This window comes from Olivibacter sp. EAT-5 (assembly GCF_044784325.1).
Taxonomy (GTDB): Bacteria; Bacteroidota; Bacteroidia; order Sphingobacteriales; family Sphingobacteriaceae; genus Olivibacter; species Olivibacter oleidegradans.
Window position 1 is genome coordinate 5848887 of record NZ_CP173028.1, and the last position, 19726, is coordinate 5868612.

Below are 19726 nucleotides of genomic sequence, written 5' to 3' on the forward strand. Positions count from 1 at the left end.
GGACATTAAACAATTTAGTCGTTACCGGTAAAACCATATTGCCGCCATACATCTTCCGGGACTCCATCCCACGGCCCGGGGCGGTTACCGACATAACCAATATCCTTCACCCCAATTTCACTGGTAAAAAAACCGGAAGCGGTGAGATTTCGCATTAAACTAAAAAAAGCCACCCCCTGCTGCATTTCGGGTCTTGCCTTCAGCGGATAGGCTATTTCATCTATCAGCGTTAGCTGATCCCTTTCACTGCATTCAACGAAAGGCTTATTAAAACGCTTTAAACACTGCACGTCCAGCCATTTTAAACCTCCCCGCATGGGTAATTTGTAGTCAGGAATGTCTTTTACCATGAACTCGATAAAAGCCGGTACGCCGGCCTTTGAAGCACTTTCCGAAAAATCGTCTTTAGGGATAATAATATCTGCAAGCACCGTAATAGTGGCCATTTCGTGTTCCGAAAAAAAACGCTCCTTATTTAGTTCCGTGTTACGGGCATGTTCGAATTCCTGCACACCAGGTAATTTACCTGAATTTTGTACAGACTCTTCCACCGTTTTGTTAGCATCTCCTTGTCTACATGATTCTAACAAAAGGCCTGTACCCACCGTAGTAAGCCCTATCGCTTTAATCGACTCTCTCCTGTTCATTGTCGTTAAATATTAAGTTTACTTCTTTGTTCTAAAATATGTTCTGCCGTTCGCATAGACAGTGCCAAAATCGTCCAGGTAAGATTTTTATCTCCCTGTTGTACAAAAGGTGCGGCATCTACTACAAATAAATTTTTGCAATCATGTGATTGGCACCATTTATTTAACACCGATTTCTTTGGATCGTCACCCATACGAACCGTACCTCCTTCATGAATGATTTTTCCCGGCGCTTCTAAACCATAAGATGTATCTGCGCCATAGGTAGGAGATGTTATGATCGCACCCATTTCGTGCATAATAGATTGGAAAGTTTCCTGCATGTGCTTGGCCTGAGCCACTTCTTCCCTACCCCATTTATAATGGAACCTTAATACCGGAATGCCGAACTTATCCACTTTATTCGGATCGATTTCGCAGTAATTATCTTTATGTGCTAAGGCAGTACCTCGTCCTGCCATTCCTACATTTGCACCATAAAAGCGCCTATAATCATTCTTTAATGAAACACCATAACCACCTTGTTCCTTCGTTTTACCATGTTTATCAGGTACCTTTCCATTCACCGACGGAACCCAATCCAGAAAACCATAAGAAGGCATGTGTAAGCCGCCGCCATACTCTATGTGATACCCACGCGGAAAGTCCAATTTTTTGTTATCGAGCCACCATGGTGAATAAATATGTACACTGCCTGTTCCGTCTTCATTATAGCGCTTTCTCTCCATTAATTCCGGAATAAAGCCCGACATGCTTGAACCTGTCGAATCATGTAAATACCTTCCTACTAATCCGCTGCTATTACCCAGTCCGCCGGGATGAGCCTTCGATTTTGAATTCAGTAAAAGCCGGGCAGACTCACAAGCACTGGCGCCTAATATCACCAATTTACCCCGTACGCTATATTCTTTCAAATCTACCGTATTCACATAAGAGACACCGGTAGCCAAACCCTCGTCATTGGTGAGTACTTCACGTACCATCGCGTTATCGATCACCTTCAAATTATTGGTTTTCATTGCCGGAATTACCAAACAGGAAGACGAAGAGAAATCGCCATAAACTTTACAGCTACGCCCACATTGTCCGCAATAAAAACATGTTCCACGCCCCTTCATCCCGGGAAGCGCCTCCGTCAATACGGAGCCTCTGCCTGGAATAACAGTGACACCGGCTTTTTTTGCGCCTCGTTTAATAAACAACTCGTTTAAACGGGGTTTTGGTGGTTTCAGAAAAATACCATCGGGTTCATTTGGTAGCCCTTCAACTGTACCATAAATACCAATCAGTCGATCCACTTTATCATAAAACGGCTTTACCTCCTCGTAAGTAATGGGCCATTCGTCAGTCACACCGTCGGTAGGCTTGAAATCAGCTGGTCCCATTCGAAGAGAGATACGTCCCCAATGGTTTGTTCTGCCACCAAGCATACGCGCCCTAAACCATTGGAAATCAGTTCCGTCAACCGTAGAGTACGGTTCACCTTCCAGCTGCCATCCTCCGTAAGCGGCGTCAAAGTCGCCAAAGGGCCTTACCGTGGATGCGCCGCGTCTAGGTGATTCCCACGGCCATCTAAGTTGCAAAGCATCTTTAGCTGGGTCAAAAAAGGGACCCGCCTCCAACATTAAAACTTTAAGTCCCGCATTCGCTAGAACGTATCCCGCCATGCCACCGCCGGCGCCGGAGCCAACTACAATTGCATCATACACTTGGTCCTGCTCCTGAATTTCAAAATGTTTCATTAAACGTAGTTTAGTTTATCGTTAATGCCTTCAACGAAACGCACACAAAAGTTTTATTCCGATTTATATATATTCCGCATTAGACATGTTGGTTGTTAGCCCCTAAAGATAGATGATTATTTTGGAAATTCTATAAACATGCAATAAAAAAAATGCATTTTTAGCCATGCTAATATGTTTTAGGTGATCATGATTAGCAAGCGTTTTGTCACAAACGTCACAACGCGTCTATTGGAAAGCTTGTATCTACAAGCTTTTTTAGCTAGCTTTGTGTTGGGTTTAGTTACAAAAGAGATTGGTGCAACGCCAAATTGATAGCCAACTCTTTAAATCCTAAGGGAATGGTTTCCGTTCCCTTTTTTGTTAGCTTATAAAACCTTTTACATAATCTTTAGTCAATGCTTCTTTTGGGTTCAACAGCACTTCTTCGGTTGGCCCGAATTCGATAATTTCCCCCATATATACGAAGACAATAAAGTCGGACACCCTTCTGGCCTGACGTAAAATATGAGTAACAAGTACGATGGTATAGTTTTCTTTCAGCTTGATGAGTAAATCCTCGATTGTCTTCGTAGAAATTGGATCGAGTGCAGAGGTTGATTCATCCCCCAAAATAATCTCCGGTTCAACAGCAAGTCCCCTAGCGAGGCATAATCGTTGTTGTTGCCCAATAGACAGAGCACTGGCAGACGTATGGAGACGATGCTTCACTTCTTCCCAAAGTCCAACTGCTTGTAGGTAATGTTCCACTAAGACATTCAACTCTTTCTTATTTTTTAAACCATGTATACGTGGGCCATAGGCGATATTATCATAAATTGACATCGGTAATGGAAATGGCCTTTGCGCGAGTAGTCCCATTTTTTTTCGTATGTGGGTAACTTCCGTTTTTGGTCCGTAAATATCTTCTCCGTCCACTAACACACTTCCGCTTATATTTACTTCCGGGATATCGTCCAGCAACCGATTAAGGCTTTTCAATAAGGTTGTTTTGCCGCAACCTGAAGGGCCTATGATAGAGGTGACGCTTTTATCAGGAATATTTATGTTGATGTTTTTTAACAAGTGATTACCACTGATGTGTACATTTAAATCTTTTACACTGATATGAGGGGTTTGCGTCATGACTTTTTGCGTCTTTTATTAGTAAGCAACGTGCTTAAAACCACAATAATTAAAATGAAAATGGATAAAATGAATGTAGAAGCGTAGGCCCTGCCTTGTACTTCCGGAATCGGGCTACCCAATTGAAAAAATATGGCCAAAGGTAAGGTTGCCGCCGGCTCGTTCAGTGAAGTGGGAATGTTATCGCTGAAACCTGCAGTAAACATAACAGCGGCGACATCTCCTACACCTCTTCCGAAAGCCAATAAAACAGCTGTTAAGATACCGGCTTTAATTTGTCGAAAATAAATTTTTGCCATCTCCCAACGCGTTGCTCCTAAAGACAGCACGGCCTCTTTTAATTCCTTAGGCACATGAATAATCACTTCGTCCAAGGTTCTTACCATTATAGGAATAACCAATAAAGCCACTGCAATGACGCCGCCCAATAAGGAGGCCCTAACTCCTAGATAAACCATCAAACTGAAAGCAAAGGCACCATAAACAATGGATGGGATCCCGAACAAGACATCAAAGGAAAGTTTGGCAAAACGTGCAAAACGATTTTCTTTTTTTAGATAGATATTTAAGTAAATTGCCACAGGTAAGCTGATGAGCATACCTAGCAATGTTGCGCCACCGGCGACGTATATCGAGCCGATTATTGCGTTCAGGACGCCGCCCGATCGTCCAAAATAATAGCCACCATTCGGGGTTTTTGTTAACATATCTAAACTTAAAAAAGGCAAGCCTTTTATAATAACCGTGCCAATGATTAAAAAGAGCGATAGCCCTACCAAAATAGTCGAGCCTATCATGAGACCCTTAAAGATAAGTTCTTCTATTTTTCTTCTACGCATTTCGAACGCTTATTTTTTGGAGGATTAACCTGGAAATTATATTAAAGATCAAAATAATGACGAATAGAGCCAAGGCTGAAAACATAAGCGCAGCATCGTACAGAGGAACCGACATCATTTCGCCAAAGTTATTAGCTAATAAGGCCGGCAAAGGATAAGCCGGGTCAAAGATCGACTGCGGCGCAATGGGTACATTGCCGCAAACCATCAAAACGGCTATTGTTTCGCCAAATGCCCTGGATACAGCCAGCACGATGGCGGCTATGATTCCCGGCATCGCCTTCCTTAAAACTACCTTTTTGATGGTCTCCCACTTCGTAGCACCCAATGAAAGCGATGCCTCCCGCAGTTCCTTCGGAATGGTTTGCAAAACCTCAACTATAATACTTACAATTAGCGGAAATATCATAACAGCCAATACGATCCCGCCAGCTAAAACCGTAAAACCGGTTGAGAAATCAACAAAAAAAGGGGCAACATACTTTTGGACTAAAGGCACAACAAATAGCACTCCCCATACACCGTAAATAACCGGTGGAATACCAGCCAACATGTTGATCATAGGTAAAAAGAAATTCTTAAACCGATTGGGCGCATATTCAGAGACATAGATCGCAGTAAGCAAACATAATGGAATAGCAATCGCTATAGACATGCCCGTCACCCACAATGTCCCCATAATGAAAGGGTAAAACCCGAAGGATCCTTTTAGGGGACGCCATACATTCGAACTTATTAACTCCCAGATGGAATAGTCTTGTAAAATAGGCAAAGAGCGCCAATAAAGTCCAACACCTATCAACAAAACCATTGATACGGATAAAATGGAGAAAACGAGCATCGCTCCACTAATTACTTTATCCTTGAACAAACGTATTTTCATTTTATTTTTGCTAATTCCTGAGCCGTTAATTCTTTATTCAAACTCACGTAGCCATTCTCAGGTAAGCGAGCCTGCCCCTTTGCTGAAAGAATATATTCTAAGAAGGATATGAGTATTTTGTTTTTTGGTTTGCCATGGAATAAGAGGCCAAGTGTTCTTGCTGGCGGGGAAGGGTAACGACCGTCACCGATTGCTTGATTTAAACTATCAAGATTTTGATAATAATACTCATAAGGGTCAATTTGTCCATTTTTGTTCCAATCAATAGGAATGATTTGCACATTCTGCTGCGGCTTTCGATCTTTTAAACTATAAACGTAATTCAAGTTACTGAAACCAATCGATAATGGATCTCGCATAATCGCTTGAGCCTGGCCCGGATCACCAAACACACCTATTCCCAACAGATCCTCTTGGGAAGCGTCAAGAAATTTCGCCCATGTTTCCGCAGCACCGGCTGCATCAGATCGAACATACACGTGCATGTCGTAGTCATTGTCAATACCTGCTAACTGATTCCAACGGGTGATTTTTGCTTTCAAAAAAACATCAATAAATTCCTCTTTTGTTAATCCACGCTTTACAATCTGTTCTGCCGCAGGGTTGTTGGCATTACAAGTTGCCACGACGGCATCATTTGCTACGTTGACTAGAAAAGCGCCCTTCTCGAACTCCTCCGGATGAATATCACGCGACACCATACCGATATCTACCATATCGGATAATACGTCGGCGATTCCTTTACCGGCACCTCCCGCTGAAATATTGAAACGTACGTTTGGATGATTTTCTTTAAAATCTTCACTCCACTGTATGAGCATCGGATAAAGCGCAAAAGCACCCGATATAGATATGGTCTCCTGATTTTCCTGTCGTTCTTTTTCTGTGTAGGTACACCCGATTATTCCAAGCAAAACGCCACCTATCAATCCGAAAGATAAGTATTTTATCATTTGTTAAGTTGATTCAATTTTCTTGCTCGGAAACATCTACCCCAATTACTTATTTCTTCAATCACGCCCTTTAGCTCATACGCGATGGCCGTTAGCTGATACTCCGTATATATTGGCCGTTCCCTGCAGGCACCTTTTGTTATCAACCCGTTTCGTTCCAGCACTTTTAGTTCTTTTGATAAAGCCCTAGGTGAAATATTTCCGATATATTCTTTTATTTCGTTAAAGCGCTTATGTCCTTTGGCTAAAGCAACAATCAATTTTAAACTCCATTTACCACCTATAGCATTTTGTGCCTCATGGATAGAAGATAGGTCAATAGCAAAGTCAGGCAAAATCGAATCAAGCGGGTATTCTTTAGTTGTTTCCATTTTCTATCACTTACTGCTAAATAAGATAAGGGGTAAAGTTAATAGAAAAAATCAAAAATCTACAAAAACCATAGACATTATATTTATAAACAGGAAGGTTGTCTACGATCGTTATTAGCATTTGTTATGATGTAATAAAAAAATAAATAAAGTCTATTGATTTAGTAGACTTTCTTGTTTACTTTTGTTGACGACAGTATAGTTACAAAGAAGGATGGCGGACACGATTATCTAGACAAAAAGATTCAAGGATGACAAATGCGGAATTACTTTATCAAATAAAAAGTCATAGAAAAGCCAAAGGCTTGTCGCAAGGCGATATGGCGAATAAGTTGAACATTGTTCTTAAGACGTACCAGAACATAGAAAGCGGCATCACTCGCTTGGATATTGAGCGATTGAAACAAATCGCAAGTCTAATTGACTTAAATTTAAGCACTGTATTTAATCAATCACCGGAGACAATGGCGGGCAAAAATATAGAGAAGGAACTATACCATAAATTGCTTATGGAAAAAGAAACGTACATCACAAAGCTAGAAAATGATATCAAGTTCTACCAAGAAATCTTACGTGAAAACAAGCATTTTTTATAAGAAGTAGAAGTGAATGTAACGCCCCCCATCAGCGGAAATTCCTTTGAAGTCGCGGGTAGATTCGAACTACCGTAAAAGGTCGTGCAGACCTCCACCTAACCGCTCGGTCACGCGACATTTTTTAAAGATCTTGACTACCCTCCCCATTGTTTAAGGATTTAACTTCATTTTTCTTTTGGCGTTTTTTTTCTCTTACCGACATATTTTCATCGCTTTCTATTTCCAGGCAACGCAAGCAATAGTCATATTGAACATCTATGTATACTTGCTCTTCGTCGGATTCAATTCCCCCTCTTTTCATGATTTAATATTTTAAATAATAATCCCTCATAGGTGGCAAACAGCGCTTACTATTCAGTCCTTAAAGTAGTATCTAATGCACACCTACCAAAAACACAGAATGATTTTTCAAACAAAGATAAAGAATTTTTAATAAAGAATATTAAGTCTATAAAATTAGTATACTATATTTTACTGCTTATTAAAGTGACTAGGAGATCGTTTACACACGCACGTATTTTGCAGACGCGCAACGTTCGTTCGGCCCATAAACTCCTCAATCACTTACCAACCCTTGATAGCGCCTCCTTTAAATACTTTTTCTGCGACAGCCTCCACTTCGGGGGATTGGTAGGCTTCAACAAATTTTTTCACCTTTTCTTCATGCTGATTGTCAGTACGAGATACGATTATGTTTACATAAGGCGATTTTTCATCTTCCACGAAAATCCCATCCTTTTTCGCAACCAGTCCAATAGAAGCGGCAAAGGTATTGTTTATGATCGCTACCGTAACCTGGGCATCATCTAAAGATCTCGGCAACTGAGGCGCTTCCAATTCGAGAATTCGCAAACTTTTCGGATTCTCAACAATATCATTGACTGTGGGTAATAGACCGACACCGTCTTTTAATTTGATCAAGCCGACTTTCTCCATTAGCAACAAAGCACGCCCGCCATTAGTAGGATCATTAGGAATAATAATGGTATTACCCACTTGCAATTGATCGATATTTTTTATTTTCTTCGAATAACCAGCCAATGGAAAAACGAATGTGTTACCTAAAATAGCGAAATCATAACCTCGTTGCTTTGCCTGCACATCCAAATAGGGCTTGTTTTGAAAAACATTCACATCAATATCATTTTGCCGAAGCGCCTCATTCGGCATCACATAGTCGTTAAACTGCACAAGCTCGACTTCCAGTCCGTATTTTTCTTTTGCCACTCGTTGGGCCGCTTCAGCGAGGCTATACTCCGGACCGGCTTCCACACCTACTTTGATGTGATTGGGATTATTTTTAGATGCATTTCCACAAGATGCAAACACAATTAAAAGGATTATCCCTAACAAGCTAAAATTCTTCATAAATTCTTCAATTATTTTCTATGATCTACCTTCTTTGAAATAAAATCGCCTAGAAACTGAATAAGGAATACCAGCGCAACGAGCAATAGAAGCACAACATTCATTACTACGGCATCGTAGCCTACATAGCCATATTGGTAACCGATATGCCCCAATCCCCCAGCCCCCACAGCCCCACCCATAGCTGAATAACCAACTAAGGTAATAAGCGTTATGCTTGCACTGTTTATAATGGCGGGAAGGGCTTCGGGTAATAATACTTTACGAACAACCTGAATAGGCTTAGCTCCCATGGCTCTTGCTGCTTCAACCAGTCCGTGCGGCACTTCCAACAAGCAGTTCTCAATCATTCTGGCAATAAAGGGCGCAGCACCGATACTTAAGGGCACTAGGGCGGCCCCAACTCCGATGGATGTACCTACTACCAAACGGGTGAAAGGAATCATCCAAACGATAAGAATAATAAAAGGAATCGAACGAAAGACGTTTACAATTACCGCGATAACTCTATTTAACTTTCTGTTAGCCAACATCTGTTCTTCGCGTGTCATAAACAATAAAACACCCGTCGGCAAACCCAAACAGAAACCAAAAAAACCCGATACAAAGGTCATAACGATTGTTTCCCAGGTTCCTTTTAATAGCATCAGCAGCATTGCGTCAGACATAACCTATGACCTCCACCTCTAATTTTTTGTCTTTAAAATAATTAATCACATTTGTTATCGCATCGATACTACCACTGATTTTCAATAACATAACACCGACTTGCATATCTCCTAGCGTATCCATTTTCGCATTCAATACTTCATAATCAATGCCAAATAACTTGACAATGGAAGAAAGCAAAGGCTGATCAGTGCTAGCTCCATTAAAACGCACTTTTAACAATAAATCCTTGCCGTTATCTTCAGAAACCTGTACTAAACGATTCAGATACTCGTGTGCGATATCTACGTGAAGGGAAGAATTTATAAATTGCTGCGTTAAATCAGTCTTTGCATTTGAAAATATTTCCCGCACACTGCCCCGCTCTATTACTCTCCCTTCCGATAAAACAGCAACATCATCACAAATTGCCTTCACTACATCCATTTCATGGGTGATTAGCACAATCGTTATATTTAATCGTTTATTGATATCTTTTAGCAAGTTTAAAATGGATCGAGTTGTCGCCGGATCGAGCGCACTGGTTGCTTCATCGCAAAGCAAAACAGCAGGATCGCTCGCTAATGCTCTGGCTATGGCTACACGCTGCTTTTGCCCACCCGATAAGCTAGCGGGATAATCGTCACTTTTACTCTCCAAACCAACTAAATCCAACAGTTCTTTAACTTTTAATTGAATATGGTCTTTTGATGTGCCAATTAATTCAAGGGGAAAAGCGATATTTTCGAAAACTGTTCGCGAGGACAATAAATTAAAATGCTGAAATATCATACCGATCTTTCTTCTGACATCGATGAGTTTACCTGGTGACAATGTCATAAGATCCACATCATTAATCAGCACTTGACCTTGGGTAGGTCTTTCAAGTAAATTAATACATCTTATGAGCGTGCTTTTCCCAGCACCCGATGAACCAATAATTCCATATATACGACCTTCCGGAATTTTCAAGTTGACCTCGGTAAGCGCCTTAATATCGATGTTTTTCTTCCGAAAAACTTTGCTTATATCCTTTAGTTCAATCATATATTTACCGTCCGTAAAGCCGACGATGTCCTGATGTATTATTGATATATCAAAACCAAATTACAGCCTCAACAAGAATAGAGAGGCAAAGGTAGAATAAAAGTTAAAAATCTACAACTCTAATAGACTATTAAGGTTTATTCGGTTGTATCCTTATTACATACATAATGATAAAAAACACCTGATATCTCAGCCAGGTATTGTTGCGCCAACTTTTCATCGACTCCCATAGAAAGTAATATGAGTACATATTTCCTTCCGTCCGGTAAAAAAACGATACCTGAATCATGGCAAACCTTGTTGATTGAGCCGGTTTTATTAGCCACTTTGACGTCCGCTGGCAACTCTGCAGGGATTATGCCTCGAAAATGCTGCTTCATCAGTATATCGAGCATTTGTTCGCTCGATCTGCTGTTAATCATTTCGCCTCTTGCCAGTTGTACGAACAAGAGTGATAGATCATAGGCGCTTACCATATTGTTCATTCCATGTGCAAAGGCTTTACTATCTTCCACACCTCGAAGAATTTTCATTTCCTTCGCTCCTAAACGTTCCATTGTCTTCATCACATTCTTTGCCCCCACTAGATCTATTACAATGTTAGTCGCAAGGTTACTACTCTGTGTTATCATTCGCAAAAGCAAATCGGCAAGCGTCGCCTTCTTTCCTATTAATGAATAAAGTCCTTGTTCACTGTCGTCCCGTGCGTCAATTGCATAACTACTACCATCATAAATGCTTTTGAATTCGTTATAAACTTCAACAGAGTCCGACAGCGCTAACTTACCGCGTTCTATTTGCCTAAATGTCTCCGCCAATACAGGTGTCTTCATTGTACTGGCAGCATGAAACAATTGGTGTTCATTATAGAAAAAGGTATCGTTATCCGATAAATCTTTAAATGCTATCGCGAAAGTTCCGGGATTTCCTTTTTGAAGAACTTTCTCTATTTTTCTCTTTAACATTAAGGTACCATTTATGGCGTTTTTATCAGGTTTGAGAATTACCGACTCCCAGTCGTTATCTGCATCAGTAAAGGTCGATATGAAGTTCGCCTCACGGATTGATTTGTCGGGATTCAAAGAAAAGGATAACATGGGCGCTGAACTTCGATCCCGGTTGTCAAAAGCTAGATTAAAGATATCTCCATGAAAGTGCCGTAACGATGCATTTAATTGCGGTGAATTTAAGAATCGTATTTTTAACGAATCATGTTCGGCTTTAATACGAACCTTTCCCAATAACTTATTGGTATATACACCGGTATAGGCTTCTAAAGGTAAACTTAACTTTAACGTGGAGTCGGGACGCAGCTGTTTCTCTATAGAATCTTGTTTAATGCTCGCGTTATCTGCTTCTTTTTTATAGCCGGCGATCCAATCAAAGGACTGTGTTTGTAAATAATAATCTAGCAAGTGATTAATGATGGACCAATAGGCTCCCGACGATAATTGATTAGTCAATACAACAATGCCCAAACGTTTCTGTGGTACCATTGCGATTTGTGAAACAAAACCCGTCAAAAGTCCACCATGCCCGATTACCTCATACCCTCTATAGTCGTATTTTCTGAAACCTAAAGCGTATCCATAGAAATTTTTCTGTGCAGGCTGAAGCCAAGCAGGCTCCTTCGATATCGGCATAGGTCTTACGATCTTCCAAAGCTCCTGCGTCGCGTTCGATGCAAACAAGCGTCCTCCGCTTAATGTTAATCCCGAGTCCAATTGCGCGGCTACCCATTTCGTCATATCAACGGCACAGGATGCTATCCCTCCCGCCGGGTTTCCTGCATCGCCAATATTCTGATCAAAAAAACTGGCAACTACCTTCAATTGGCCTTTTCGTTTCACATGTGCATAAGCAACGTTTTTTTGCTGTTTAAGCATGGAAAACCGGCTGATGCTGTGTTGCATACCTACAACATCGAAAATTCTCTTTTTAATAAAATCTTCCCAAGTTATACCCGACACCTTTTCAATCACTTCACCAGCTGCTATATAGAGAATATTATCATAGGCATATACAGACCGAAAGTCATGTTGAAGGGGTACGTCCGCCAACTTCCGTAATAATTCTTGTCGACTAAAGGTAGAGGGTGGAAACAACAACAAATCATTGGCATATGCGGGTAATCCGCTGTGGTGCACCAATAGATCACGTATCGTTAAATGACTTGTAACATAATCATCATTCAGTTGAAACCAGGGCAAGTACTTGATTACTCGATCTTCCCATTTTAACTTTCCCTCCTCTACCAATAAGGCTAGAGCCGTTGCCGTAAAGGCTTTACTATTGGAAGCAATACTAAAAAGTGTTTCTTCTGTCACAGGTGCGGCTTCGCCTAACCTCCTCACACCGTAGCCTTTAGTCAGTATGATTTTTCCATCTTTTACAATACCGACGCTTAGCCCCGGCACATCAAAAGTTTTCAGCACCTGATGCACATAGTTGTCAAAGCCTTGGGGTAGAGATAAATCCTGCGCAAGTACCAAGCTGACCGGAAGCAAGAAACAAAGGAAACTATAAATGAATACCTGTAATCTCAGATACTGAATCTTAAAAATAAAAATTTTCACTTCTCTGTTTTTATTAACGTTTTTTCAAAAAAATCAGCGACTGCGCGGTCAACCTTTAATTGGTTATGATAGCGCATCCAATGATGTGTCTCGTCAGGAATCATAATCGTTTCCAAGTGAATCGATTTCCTCTTTAAACGCTCAATTAAATCAATACTTTGGTGAAAGTCGACATTGCCATCGTCATCACCGTGTATAATTAATGTAGGCGATTTCCAATGATCAACCCACGAAACGGGTGATGACTCCTTAGTTAACTGCATAGCTAGATCCAAGTCAGGCGCCGGTTCAGTCGCACGGAGGTTAATCCGTTCCATGTAATTATGTACACCATGAATATCGACACCTGCCGCAAAAAGGTCTGCATTTTTGCCGAGGGCCAAGGCAGTAAGGTATCCACCATAAGAACCTCCATAGACGCCTATGCGTTGTGCATCTACATCTTTGCGCTTTGCAAGCCATTCACCGGCCGATTGGATGTCTTGATATTCCGATGCGCCAAATCGTCCTGCATTAGCCGGTTTGTGAAACTCGAAACCATAACCGATACCCAGACGGTAATTAACTGCCAATACAACGAAACCCTTGCTCACCAAGTATTGATTCAAGGCATAAGTGTTGGCATAATAATCACCATAGTGCCATCCTGCTAGCATTTGTCGTTGCGGACCGCCGTGAATGAACAGGATGGCCGGATGCCGTTTAACTTTATTCTTAGGCTCAAACAGTTGCCCGTATACGGTTTTTCCATCTATCGATTTCCAACTTACCGACTTTGGCTTTATTAAGGAAGCATCACGAAGTGATTGGGGGATTAACTTTTCTCCAATGAGCTTTACGGAGGCATTGACTTGAAATGGCATCACTGCCGGTGTCGGAGCTAGTTGTTCGGTTGATTTAACAAATACTACGTGCCCGCCATCTCCCGTAAGCTGTGGAAAAGCCTCAATCCCTGTTCCTTTTGTTAACGCTTCCATTTGACTGTGACTAACGGACACTCGATACAGGTGACGTCGGTCGATATCATCGTTATTTTCACCTGTATTAGCACTGAATAGCAGCCACTTTCTATCAGCACTTAAATGTACGTGCTCCACCATAAAGTTCCCTGGTGTAAGCAATGAGGCTTCGCCACCTGCTGATGAAATGCTATATAAATGTGGCCAGCCGTCATGATAAGATAAAAACACAATACGTTCTTTATCCGCCCAATGCAAATTAAAACCTCCATCTGTAGTTGGAACTGAACCACTTAGGCTATGGGGAGAAGACCATATTTTCGTACTGCGACCATCATCCAAATCGCAGCGCCAAATCGTCCAAGGCCTCGCTTTTTGTACCGTTAACGAGTCTGAGGCACCACCAATGGCTGCTGTCCTTACGAAAACAACCGCAGTGCCATCAGGCGCCCATCGAGGGGATAAATCCCGACTAAAATCCGGTGCTAACCATTGAATGGGTGTTTTTATATCATGAAATACGCCAATGAGTGAATGATCATCCCGATCGGAGACAAAAACAACTTTAGAACCATCCGGCGAAAATTGGGCCCCGCCATTTTTACCACGAGCAAAGAATAAAGGCTTCGCTTCTTGCCCACCATTAATGGGAACCGTCCAAAGCTGTCCATCTTGCTCAAATAAAACCTCCTTGCTATCCGGTGCAATGACGGGATAATCTCCTTCTCCTAAACATATTGGATTTCCGCCTTCAAAGGGTATGCTCCAAACTTCTACTTTTGGCTTAATAGGGAGAGATGAAGGATTTCTTGGCTCACTCTCGTCAAAGGCACCATGATCACCGCCTTTTACATAAACTACCCATCTCCCATCGTTCGAAATTTTAAGACCACTCAGTTCTTGCCCATCGTCTGCTAAGAAGTTGGTTAACCGACGCAATTCAAAAGTTGGTCCTTCGGCAACCCATATGTTTCGCTTCCCTTGCTCATTGATCGCCAATCCTATTTTACTTCCCGTACCACCCGTTACTAAGGAAGAAGGAAAGGGATAGGATGTAAGTGTTTCTAAACTCAATTCCTGCGACTTACAAAAGAAGCAACCAATAACAAAAAGACAACCAAGAATATTCTTTTTAAGGTGCATATTTTATTGTTCTAAAACTAAGCGATAGCTATTAAGGTTGATCCCACCAAAGTGGGGTATCTAAGGGCTCATCTGCCGGCACATTACTACTATTTCGGCCACGTTCATCAGCGGGATAAGCAACTCGTCTAATAAAATTATTTAGATAAGCGTTCAATGGCAACCTAAAATCTTTATATTGATAGTCATTTCTTCGCATATCATTCCAAGCTTCGGGATTCAAATAGGTAACAACGTATTTTTCTTTGAAGATCAGTTCCAAACTTAGGTTAGCTGCTCCAACTGCTACCGTTGTATTTTGCAGGTACGCATCCCTATCAGAAACAGCCACGCCCAGTTTGTCCATATGGGCTTGGATGCCTGCTAAATAAGCCTCGTAAGCACGATTATTGTTTCCAACACGTAATGCAGCCTCTGCTTCAACAAGTTTAAGTTCTGCGTAAGTCATAATAACCAACGGAGCTGCTTCTGCGGTAAGAGGTGAATTGGTACTGATATAACATTCATCGTGGACTGTATTCGGACCTCCAACATTGCCCTGACCATTGCGAGTTCCAACGTAGTTGCCATTAATAGTCTTATCAGTAATTTTAGCGATGCGCGGATCTTCGAAACCATAGGTAGCCCCATTCAGATGATTAACAAAATTATCTGATAACCAACCACCTAATAGATTATTAGCATTATTTCTAGCAATCTGCGCCCATGGATTTATACCTAGAAAAGTATTCATGCTAGACTCGTCATCCGTTGATTGATAAGAGCTATCCAATGCGGCGAGAACAGCCGTTGGATCATAGCTCGACTTTTTGGACAGCTTATTCAGCAAGCGTGCTCTCAACCCGTAGGCAGTTTTAATCCATGCGCTTACATCTCCGTGGTGCATTAAATCCGAGGTTTCATCCAATTCGCTTGTAACGCCGGTTTTTCGTAGGTCTGCTATTCCTCGGTCAATCAGTTGAAGGGACTCGCTGTACAGTGCATCCTCACTGTCATAAGCCGGCGTTAATATATCATTAGCATAAAAGGCTTGTGAGAAGGGGGCTCTTCCCCAAACATCGGCTACCAAACCTAGCTGATAAGCCATCAATATTCTACCTGCTCCTGCATGGTGAAACGCATCTGTTGAATCGGCCTTTTGGATCATATCATATAGATCGGCCATTGCGTAATAAACGTCATTCCATTCTTCTGAATCATCCGTTACTTGATAGGTGTCAGCTGCCCCACTAGCTGAGGGATTTGCCAGATATTGCGTATAATAGCTTGTAATCAGACCAAACTGTTGCATATTCAACGCTGCTTTTTGCGTCGCTGTTGTCAACATGGCATTGATTGGTGGATCTTGCACCAAATTGGGATTTTCGTTCAGATCAAAATAATCCTTGCAACTTGAACATAAAATAATTCCCAGTAGCGCTATATATATAAATTTTGCCTTCATAATCGTATGTTTAAAAACCAACATTTAAAGTAAACAAAAAGCTTCTAACGGATGGATAAGTCATTCCCGCAAAAGCATCCACATTAGAACCGCTATTTGTTGTTGTACTCTCCGGGTCGAAACCCGAGTAATCTGTCCATAAAGCCAAGTTGTTTCCGGTGACCGACAACTGAACGCTTTTTACAAAACTATTTTGCAACCACTTTTGTGGAAATCGATATCCTAACGAAACCGAACGAAGGCGTACCCATGAAGCGTCTTCTACAAAGTTCTCGGATACACCGCGGTGGATGATTCTATAATAGCCATCGCCATAATTAAGTCCCGTGGCAGGGTCAACACCCTGACCGAGCCATACCTCCTTTGTATTTGGTGTGCCGTCTGCCAATACACCCTCAAAAACCATATGGTCATTTCTATTTTCCGTGTACTTGGCCATGCCAAAGGCTGAGTAAAAATTCGCTAATTGATTATATCGCTCCTGACCCACTCGGGCGTCAATAAGAAAGGATAAAGACAGATCTTTATAATTAAAGGTATTGCTCCATCCTCCTAACCAATCCGGCTGCACATTTCCTAACTTCTTCTTATTAGCAACCGCATCCAGTATTGGAAAACCGTTATCCCCTATTAAAAGTGGTCTGTTCGGATCAATTTCATCCGATTGATCCAAACCTTGCGCTATTTCGTCCGGTGTATAATAACGTCTTAATACCCGACCATATAAGTCGCCATAGGCTTCTCCGGGGATCAGCCACATGTATACGTTGGAACTCAAATAACCAAATTCATTTCCCGCCTCTATTTGCGTTAAATCTTCCCGAAGCGATAAAACTTTATTTCTGTTCATTGAAAAATTCAAGCGCGTATCCCAACTGAAATCATCGAACTGAACAGGTCTTGCATTAACAGAGAGCTCTATCCCCTGATTGCGCATACTGCCCGCATTAACCGCGGCGTTCACATAACCGATACTTGAAGATACCGGAATCTTAATAATTTGATCTTTGCTTACAGAATGATAATAATTAAAATCGAAACTTAATCTGTTTTGTAAGAAAGCCATGCTTAAACCGGTCTCCCATGTGTCTGTAAATTCCGGCTTCAACAGTGGGTCACCTAATAAGTTTGGTCGCGTAAACCCACTATACCCTGTGGGGAGACCGCGGTAGATTGCTAAGCCACGACTGGTTGAATATGGGTCAGCGTCCTTACCGATCCTAGCATAGGAGAAACGGAACTTGGCATTATCAATGCCGTCAGGCAATTTCAGATGATCAGAGAACACATAACTAAGTGTGGCAGATGGATAAAAGAAGGAGTTCCGTGGATTTACCAAGGAGGAAGTGATATCATTTCTACCGGTTAGTGTTAAATATAGATAGTTTTTATAGTTAAAGGAAAGTTCACCAAAAACACCCATGAGCCTGTATTTCTCTTCATAAGTGTCAGCCTGAATTGTTTTGGCGTTTGGTAATGAAAACCAATCATATACACTTAAATTAGATCCCTCTGTATTTTCCCGCCGGATATAACGATCGTATAAATCGTGTCCCAACCGTAAAGTCGCACCGAAATCATCTGAAAACTGGTGATCAGCGCTTGCAATGAAAGTGCTATTGATGGAACGGAAGTTTTGATTATAAACCCGCATGAAACCTAGCCCGGGATTCGCATCGGTTCCGTTTTCTTCCACCAATCGCTCACCTACCAAATCTCTAAACCCTAGGGCAGTGCCCAAACGATTATCACGATAAGTATCTATTCCGGCCCGATAAGAAAGGTTTAACCACTCAATTGGTTTATAGGAGAAGTTGACATTTCCTATAAATCGTAAAACGTCATCTTTAAAACGATTGGTTTCGGCTACGTATCGAGGGTTGGTCGTTGTTCCGTAAGAACGCATCGTGCCATTGTCTTCTAAATAGTCATTCACGTCATGACGGGGCGACCAATAAATTAATTGCTCAATGTACCTACCGGCATTACCCCGATAACCACCCGAATTATTAACACTCATGTTGACACCGCCATTGAACTTTTCGCTTAATTTAAAGGTCGTATTCAATCGGGCCTGGTAATTCTTGAAATCTGTCGCCGGTAATACCCCTTCTTGATTTAGCTGGGACAAGGAAGATAGGAAAGTAATCTTTTCTGAGCCACCCGACAATGTCAACGTATTTTTAAACTGAGAACCTGTCCTAAACGCATCTTTAACATGGTCATATAACTGGGCAGGATGCGTTGGATCAATAGCGCGTGCGTCGGCTACCGTTGGTCCCCAAGACGGCCAGAAAGACGCTGGATCATACTCTCCTTGCCACCCCTGCGTATAGGTGTTTTGCAACTCGGGGAAACGCGCAACGTTTTCAAAACCGGCTGTTCCTTGATAGTCAATTTTCAAACTACCGGACTTACCTGACTTCGTGGTAATAACGACCACGCCATTGGCACCCCGTAAACCATATAAAGCGGTAGCGGCGCCTCCTCGTAAGATATTAATGGTTTCTATATCATCGGGATTGACGTCAACCGCTCTATTGCTCAATCCTCTACCTTCTGCTCCTTCGCCTTGAACGGATGTACTGTTATCCATTAATACGCCATCGATCACAAATAAGGGCTGATTATCCCGTGCAGGATCCAATGAGTTGATACCCCGTATCTGGATCCTTGCTCCCTGCCCGGGTGCTCCACCGGTACTACTGATGGTAACTCCCGCAACCTTACCTTGTAAAGCATTTACCATATTAGGTTGCTTATTATAGTTGAGCTCTTCAGCTGTCACTTTTTGCGCAGTATATCCTAACGAACGCTCATCTCTTCGAATACCTAAAGCAGTCACCACCACTTCGTCTAATCCGGAGGCGATGGGTTTTAAACGGGCATCAACACGTGTTTCAGCGCCGACAGTAAGTTCTAATGGTTCCATGCCTATGTAAGAAAACACAAGGATACTTCCGCGGGTGGCAACTAGCTCATAAATACCTTGTGCGTTGGTTTGTGTTCGCCGTTCGGTGCCCTTGATGGTTACCGTTACACCGGATAAACTTTCTCCCGTGTTTATATCAATAACCCTACCCTGAATGGTCTTTTCTTGTGCATAGGCATAGCTTGAACTCAGCACAAAAAGAAACAACAGAAATTGTCTTAATTTTTTCATATCATTTTGTTTAGTTAATTAGGTGGCAAACAACTTAAATAAACATGAAGTTCAAACTCTTCATACATCGAAAAGCGAACAGCTATAAAAAACTAATCCCTTGATTTAATACGTTTATAATGGTAAGGCCAATTTAAAAAGAAATCTTTGGATTATGCGTTTTTTGTAGTATTTTTTTTCGAAAACGAAAAATAACGCATAAAACTTCTTCAGTTTTACAAT

Annotated in this window: 16 protein-coding genes; 1 reads left to right on the plus strand and 15 read right to left on the minus strand. The window is 41.6% G+C overall.

Annotation, left to right across the window (positions count from 1 at the left end):
- Nucleotides 1–14: 14 nt before the first annotated feature.
- The 7 genes from ACH11B_RS24495 to ACH11B_RS24525 all read right to left on the minus strand — a co-directional run bounded on the left by ACH11B_RS24495 (nucleotide 15) and on the right by ACH11B_RS24525 (nucleotide 6560).
- Nucleotides 15–647, minus strand: coding sequence for a gluconate 2-dehydrogenase subunit 3 family protein (locus ACH11B_RS24495; protein WP_013667754.1), 633 nt, complete (start codon nucleotides 645–647; stop codon nucleotides 15–17).
- Between the two features lie 5 nt (nucleotides 648–652).
- Nucleotides 653–2389, minus strand: a complete 1737-nt coding sequence (locus ACH11B_RS24500; protein WP_013667755.1) for a GMC family oxidoreductase — start codon at nucleotides 2387–2389, stop codon at nucleotides 653–655.
- Nucleotides 2390–2752: 363 nt separating this feature from the next.
- Nucleotides 2753–3514, minus strand: coding sequence for a phosphate ABC transporter ATP-binding protein (locus ACH11B_RS24505; protein ID WP_013667756.1), 762 nt, complete (start codon nucleotides 3512–3514; stop codon nucleotides 2753–2755).
- On the minus strand, nucleotides 3511–4353 hold the full coding sequence (locus ACH11B_RS24510; RefSeq protein WP_377610889.1) for a PstA family ABC transporter permease: 843 nt from the start codon (nucleotides 4351–4353) through the stop codon (nucleotides 3511–3513). Before ACH11B_RS24510 ends, ACH11B_RS24505 begins: the two co-directional genes overlap by 4 nt.
- Entirely contained in the window at nucleotides 4346–5236 is an 891-nt protein-coding gene (gene pstC, locus ACH11B_RS24515; RefSeq protein ID WP_013667758.1) for a phosphate ABC transporter permease subunit PstC, read from the minus strand. The genes ACH11B_RS24510 and pstC overlap by 8 nt, the downstream gene beginning before the upstream one ends.
- Entirely contained in the window at nucleotides 5233–6189 is a 957-nt protein-coding gene (locus ACH11B_RS24520; RefSeq protein ID WP_013667759.1) for a PstS family phosphate ABC transporter substrate-binding protein, read from the minus strand. The genes pstC and ACH11B_RS24520 overlap by 4 nt, the downstream gene beginning before the upstream one ends.
- Nucleotides 6186–6560, minus strand: coding sequence for a helix-turn-helix domain-containing protein (locus tag ACH11B_RS24525; protein WP_013667760.1), 375 nt, complete (start codon nucleotides 6558–6560; stop codon nucleotides 6186–6188). The genes ACH11B_RS24520 and ACH11B_RS24525 overlap by 4 nt, the downstream gene beginning before the upstream one ends.
- Before the next feature lie 251 nt (nucleotides 6561–6811).
- Here ACH11B_RS24525 and ACH11B_RS24530 point away from each other — a divergent pair, with 251 nt between their 5' ends.
- Nucleotides 6812–7156, plus strand: coding sequence for a helix-turn-helix domain-containing protein (locus ACH11B_RS24530; RefSeq protein ID WP_130858436.1), 345 nt, complete (start codon nucleotides 6812–6814; stop codon nucleotides 7154–7156).
- A 121-nt stretch (nucleotides 7157–7277) separates the two neighbouring features.
- Here ACH11B_RS24530 and ACH11B_RS24535 read toward each other — a convergent pair whose 3' ends face one another.
- From ACH11B_RS24535 to ACH11B_RS24570, 8 genes are all read right to left on the minus strand, one after another.
- Nucleotides 7278–7457: a hypothetical protein gene (locus ACH11B_RS24535; RefSeq protein WP_377610892.1), complete on the minus strand. Its 180-nt coding sequence runs from the start codon at nucleotides 7455–7457 to the stop codon at nucleotides 7278–7280.
- Nucleotides 7458–7720: 263 nt separating this feature from the next.
- Nucleotides 7721–8524 (minus strand): methionine ABC transporter substrate-binding lipoprotein MetQ, encoded by an 804-nt coding sequence (gene metQ, locus ACH11B_RS24540; protein WP_013667764.1) that lies wholly within the window; start codon nucleotides 8522–8524, stop codon nucleotides 7721–7723.
- A gap of 11 nt (nucleotides 8525–8535) precedes the next feature.
- Nucleotides 8536–9192, minus strand: coding sequence for a methionine ABC transporter permease MetI (gene metI, locus ACH11B_RS24545; RefSeq protein WP_013667765.1), 657 nt, complete (start codon nucleotides 9190–9192; stop codon nucleotides 8536–8538).
- Entirely contained in the window at nucleotides 9185–10219 is a 1035-nt protein-coding gene (locus tag ACH11B_RS24550) for a methionine ABC transporter ATP-binding protein (RefSeq protein WP_377610894.1), read from the minus strand. The genes metI and ACH11B_RS24550 overlap by 8 nt, the downstream gene beginning before the upstream one ends.
- 137 nt (nucleotides 10220–10356) lie before the next feature.
- A complete protein-coding gene (locus ACH11B_RS24555; RefSeq protein ID WP_377610896.1) occupies nucleotides 10357–12795 on the minus strand; it encodes a serine hydrolase in 2439 nt (812 codons plus the stop codon).
- Nucleotides 12792–14897 (minus strand): S9 family peptidase, encoded by a 2106-nt coding sequence (locus ACH11B_RS24560; protein ID WP_377610898.1) that lies wholly within the window; start codon nucleotides 14895–14897, stop codon nucleotides 12792–12794. Before ACH11B_RS24560 ends, ACH11B_RS24555 begins: the two co-directional genes overlap by 4 nt.
- A gap of 31 nt (nucleotides 14898–14928) precedes the next feature.
- Complete coding sequence (locus ACH11B_RS24565; RefSeq protein WP_013667769.1) at nucleotides 14929–16341, minus strand: SusD/RagB family nutrient-binding outer membrane lipoprotein; 1413 nt, start codon at nucleotides 16339–16341, stop codon at nucleotides 14929–14931.
- 10 nt (nucleotides 16342–16351) lie between these two features.
- Entirely contained in the window at nucleotides 16352–19504 is a 3153-nt protein-coding gene (locus ACH11B_RS24570; RefSeq protein ID WP_377610900.1) for a SusC/RagA family TonB-linked outer membrane protein, read from the minus strand.
- Nucleotides 19505–19726 lie beyond the last annotated feature (222 nt).

What these genes read in the sequence shown, in the direction of transcription:
- ACH11B_RS24505 (WP_013667756.1), bottom strand. Translation starts at nt 3,514, where the DNA reads ATGACGCAAACCCCTCATATCAGTGTAAAAGATTTAAATGTACACATC.
- ACH11B_RS24535 (WP_377610892.1), bottom strand. Translation starts at nt 7,457, where the DNA reads ATGAAAAGAGGGGGAATTGAATCCGACGAAGAGCAAGTATACATAGAT.
- ACH11B_RS24550 (WP_377610894.1), bottom strand. Translation starts at nt 10,219, where the DNA reads ATGATTGAACTAAAGGATATAAGCAAAGTTTTTCGGAAGAAAAACATC.
- ACH11B_RS24510 (WP_377610889.1), bottom strand. Translation starts at nt 4,353, where the DNA reads ATGCGTAGAAGAAAAATAGAAGAACTTATCTTTAAGGGTCTCATGATA.
- pstC (WP_013667758.1), bottom strand. Translation starts at nt 5,236, where the DNA reads ATGAAAATACGTTTGTTCAAGGATAAAGTAATTAGTGGAGCGATGCTC.
- ACH11B_RS24500 (WP_013667755.1), bottom strand. Translation starts at nt 2,389, where the DNA reads ATGAAACATTTTGAAATTCAGGAGCAGGACCAAGTGTATGATGCAATT.
- ACH11B_RS24525 (WP_013667760.1), bottom strand. Translation starts at nt 6,560, where the DNA reads ATGGAAACAACTAAAGAATACCCGCTTGATTCGATTTTGCCTGACTTT.
- ACH11B_RS24495 (WP_013667754.1), bottom strand. Translation starts at nt 647, where the DNA reads ATGAACAGGAGAGAGTCGATTAAAGCGATAGGGCTTACTACGGTGGGT.
- metQ (WP_013667764.1), bottom strand. Translation starts at nt 8,524, where the DNA reads ATGAAGAATTTTAGCTTGTTAGGGATAATCCTTTTAATTGTGTTTGCA.
- ACH11B_RS24560 (WP_377610898.1), bottom strand. Translation starts at nt 14,897, where the DNA reads ATGCACCTTAAAAAGAATATTCTTGGTTGTCTTTTTGTTATTGGTTGC.
- ACH11B_RS24530 (WP_130858436.1), top strand. Translation starts at nt 6,812, where the DNA reads ATGACAAATGCGGAATTACTTTATCAAATAAAAAGTCATAGAAAAGCC.
- ACH11B_RS24520 (WP_013667759.1), bottom strand. Translation starts at nt 6,189, where the DNA reads ATGATAAAATACTTATCTTTCGGATTGATAGGTGGCGTTTTGCTTGGA.
- ACH11B_RS24565 (WP_013667769.1), bottom strand. Translation starts at nt 16,341, where the DNA reads ATGAAGGCAAAATTTATATATATAGCGCTACTGGGAATTATTTTATGT.
- ACH11B_RS24570 (WP_377610900.1), bottom strand. Translation starts at nt 19,504, where the DNA reads ATGAAAAAATTAAGACAATTTCTGTTGTTTCTTTTTGTGCTGAGTTCA.
- metI (WP_013667765.1), bottom strand. Translation starts at nt 9,192, where the DNA reads ATGTCTGACGCAATGCTGCTGATGCTATTAAAAGGAACCTGGGAAACA.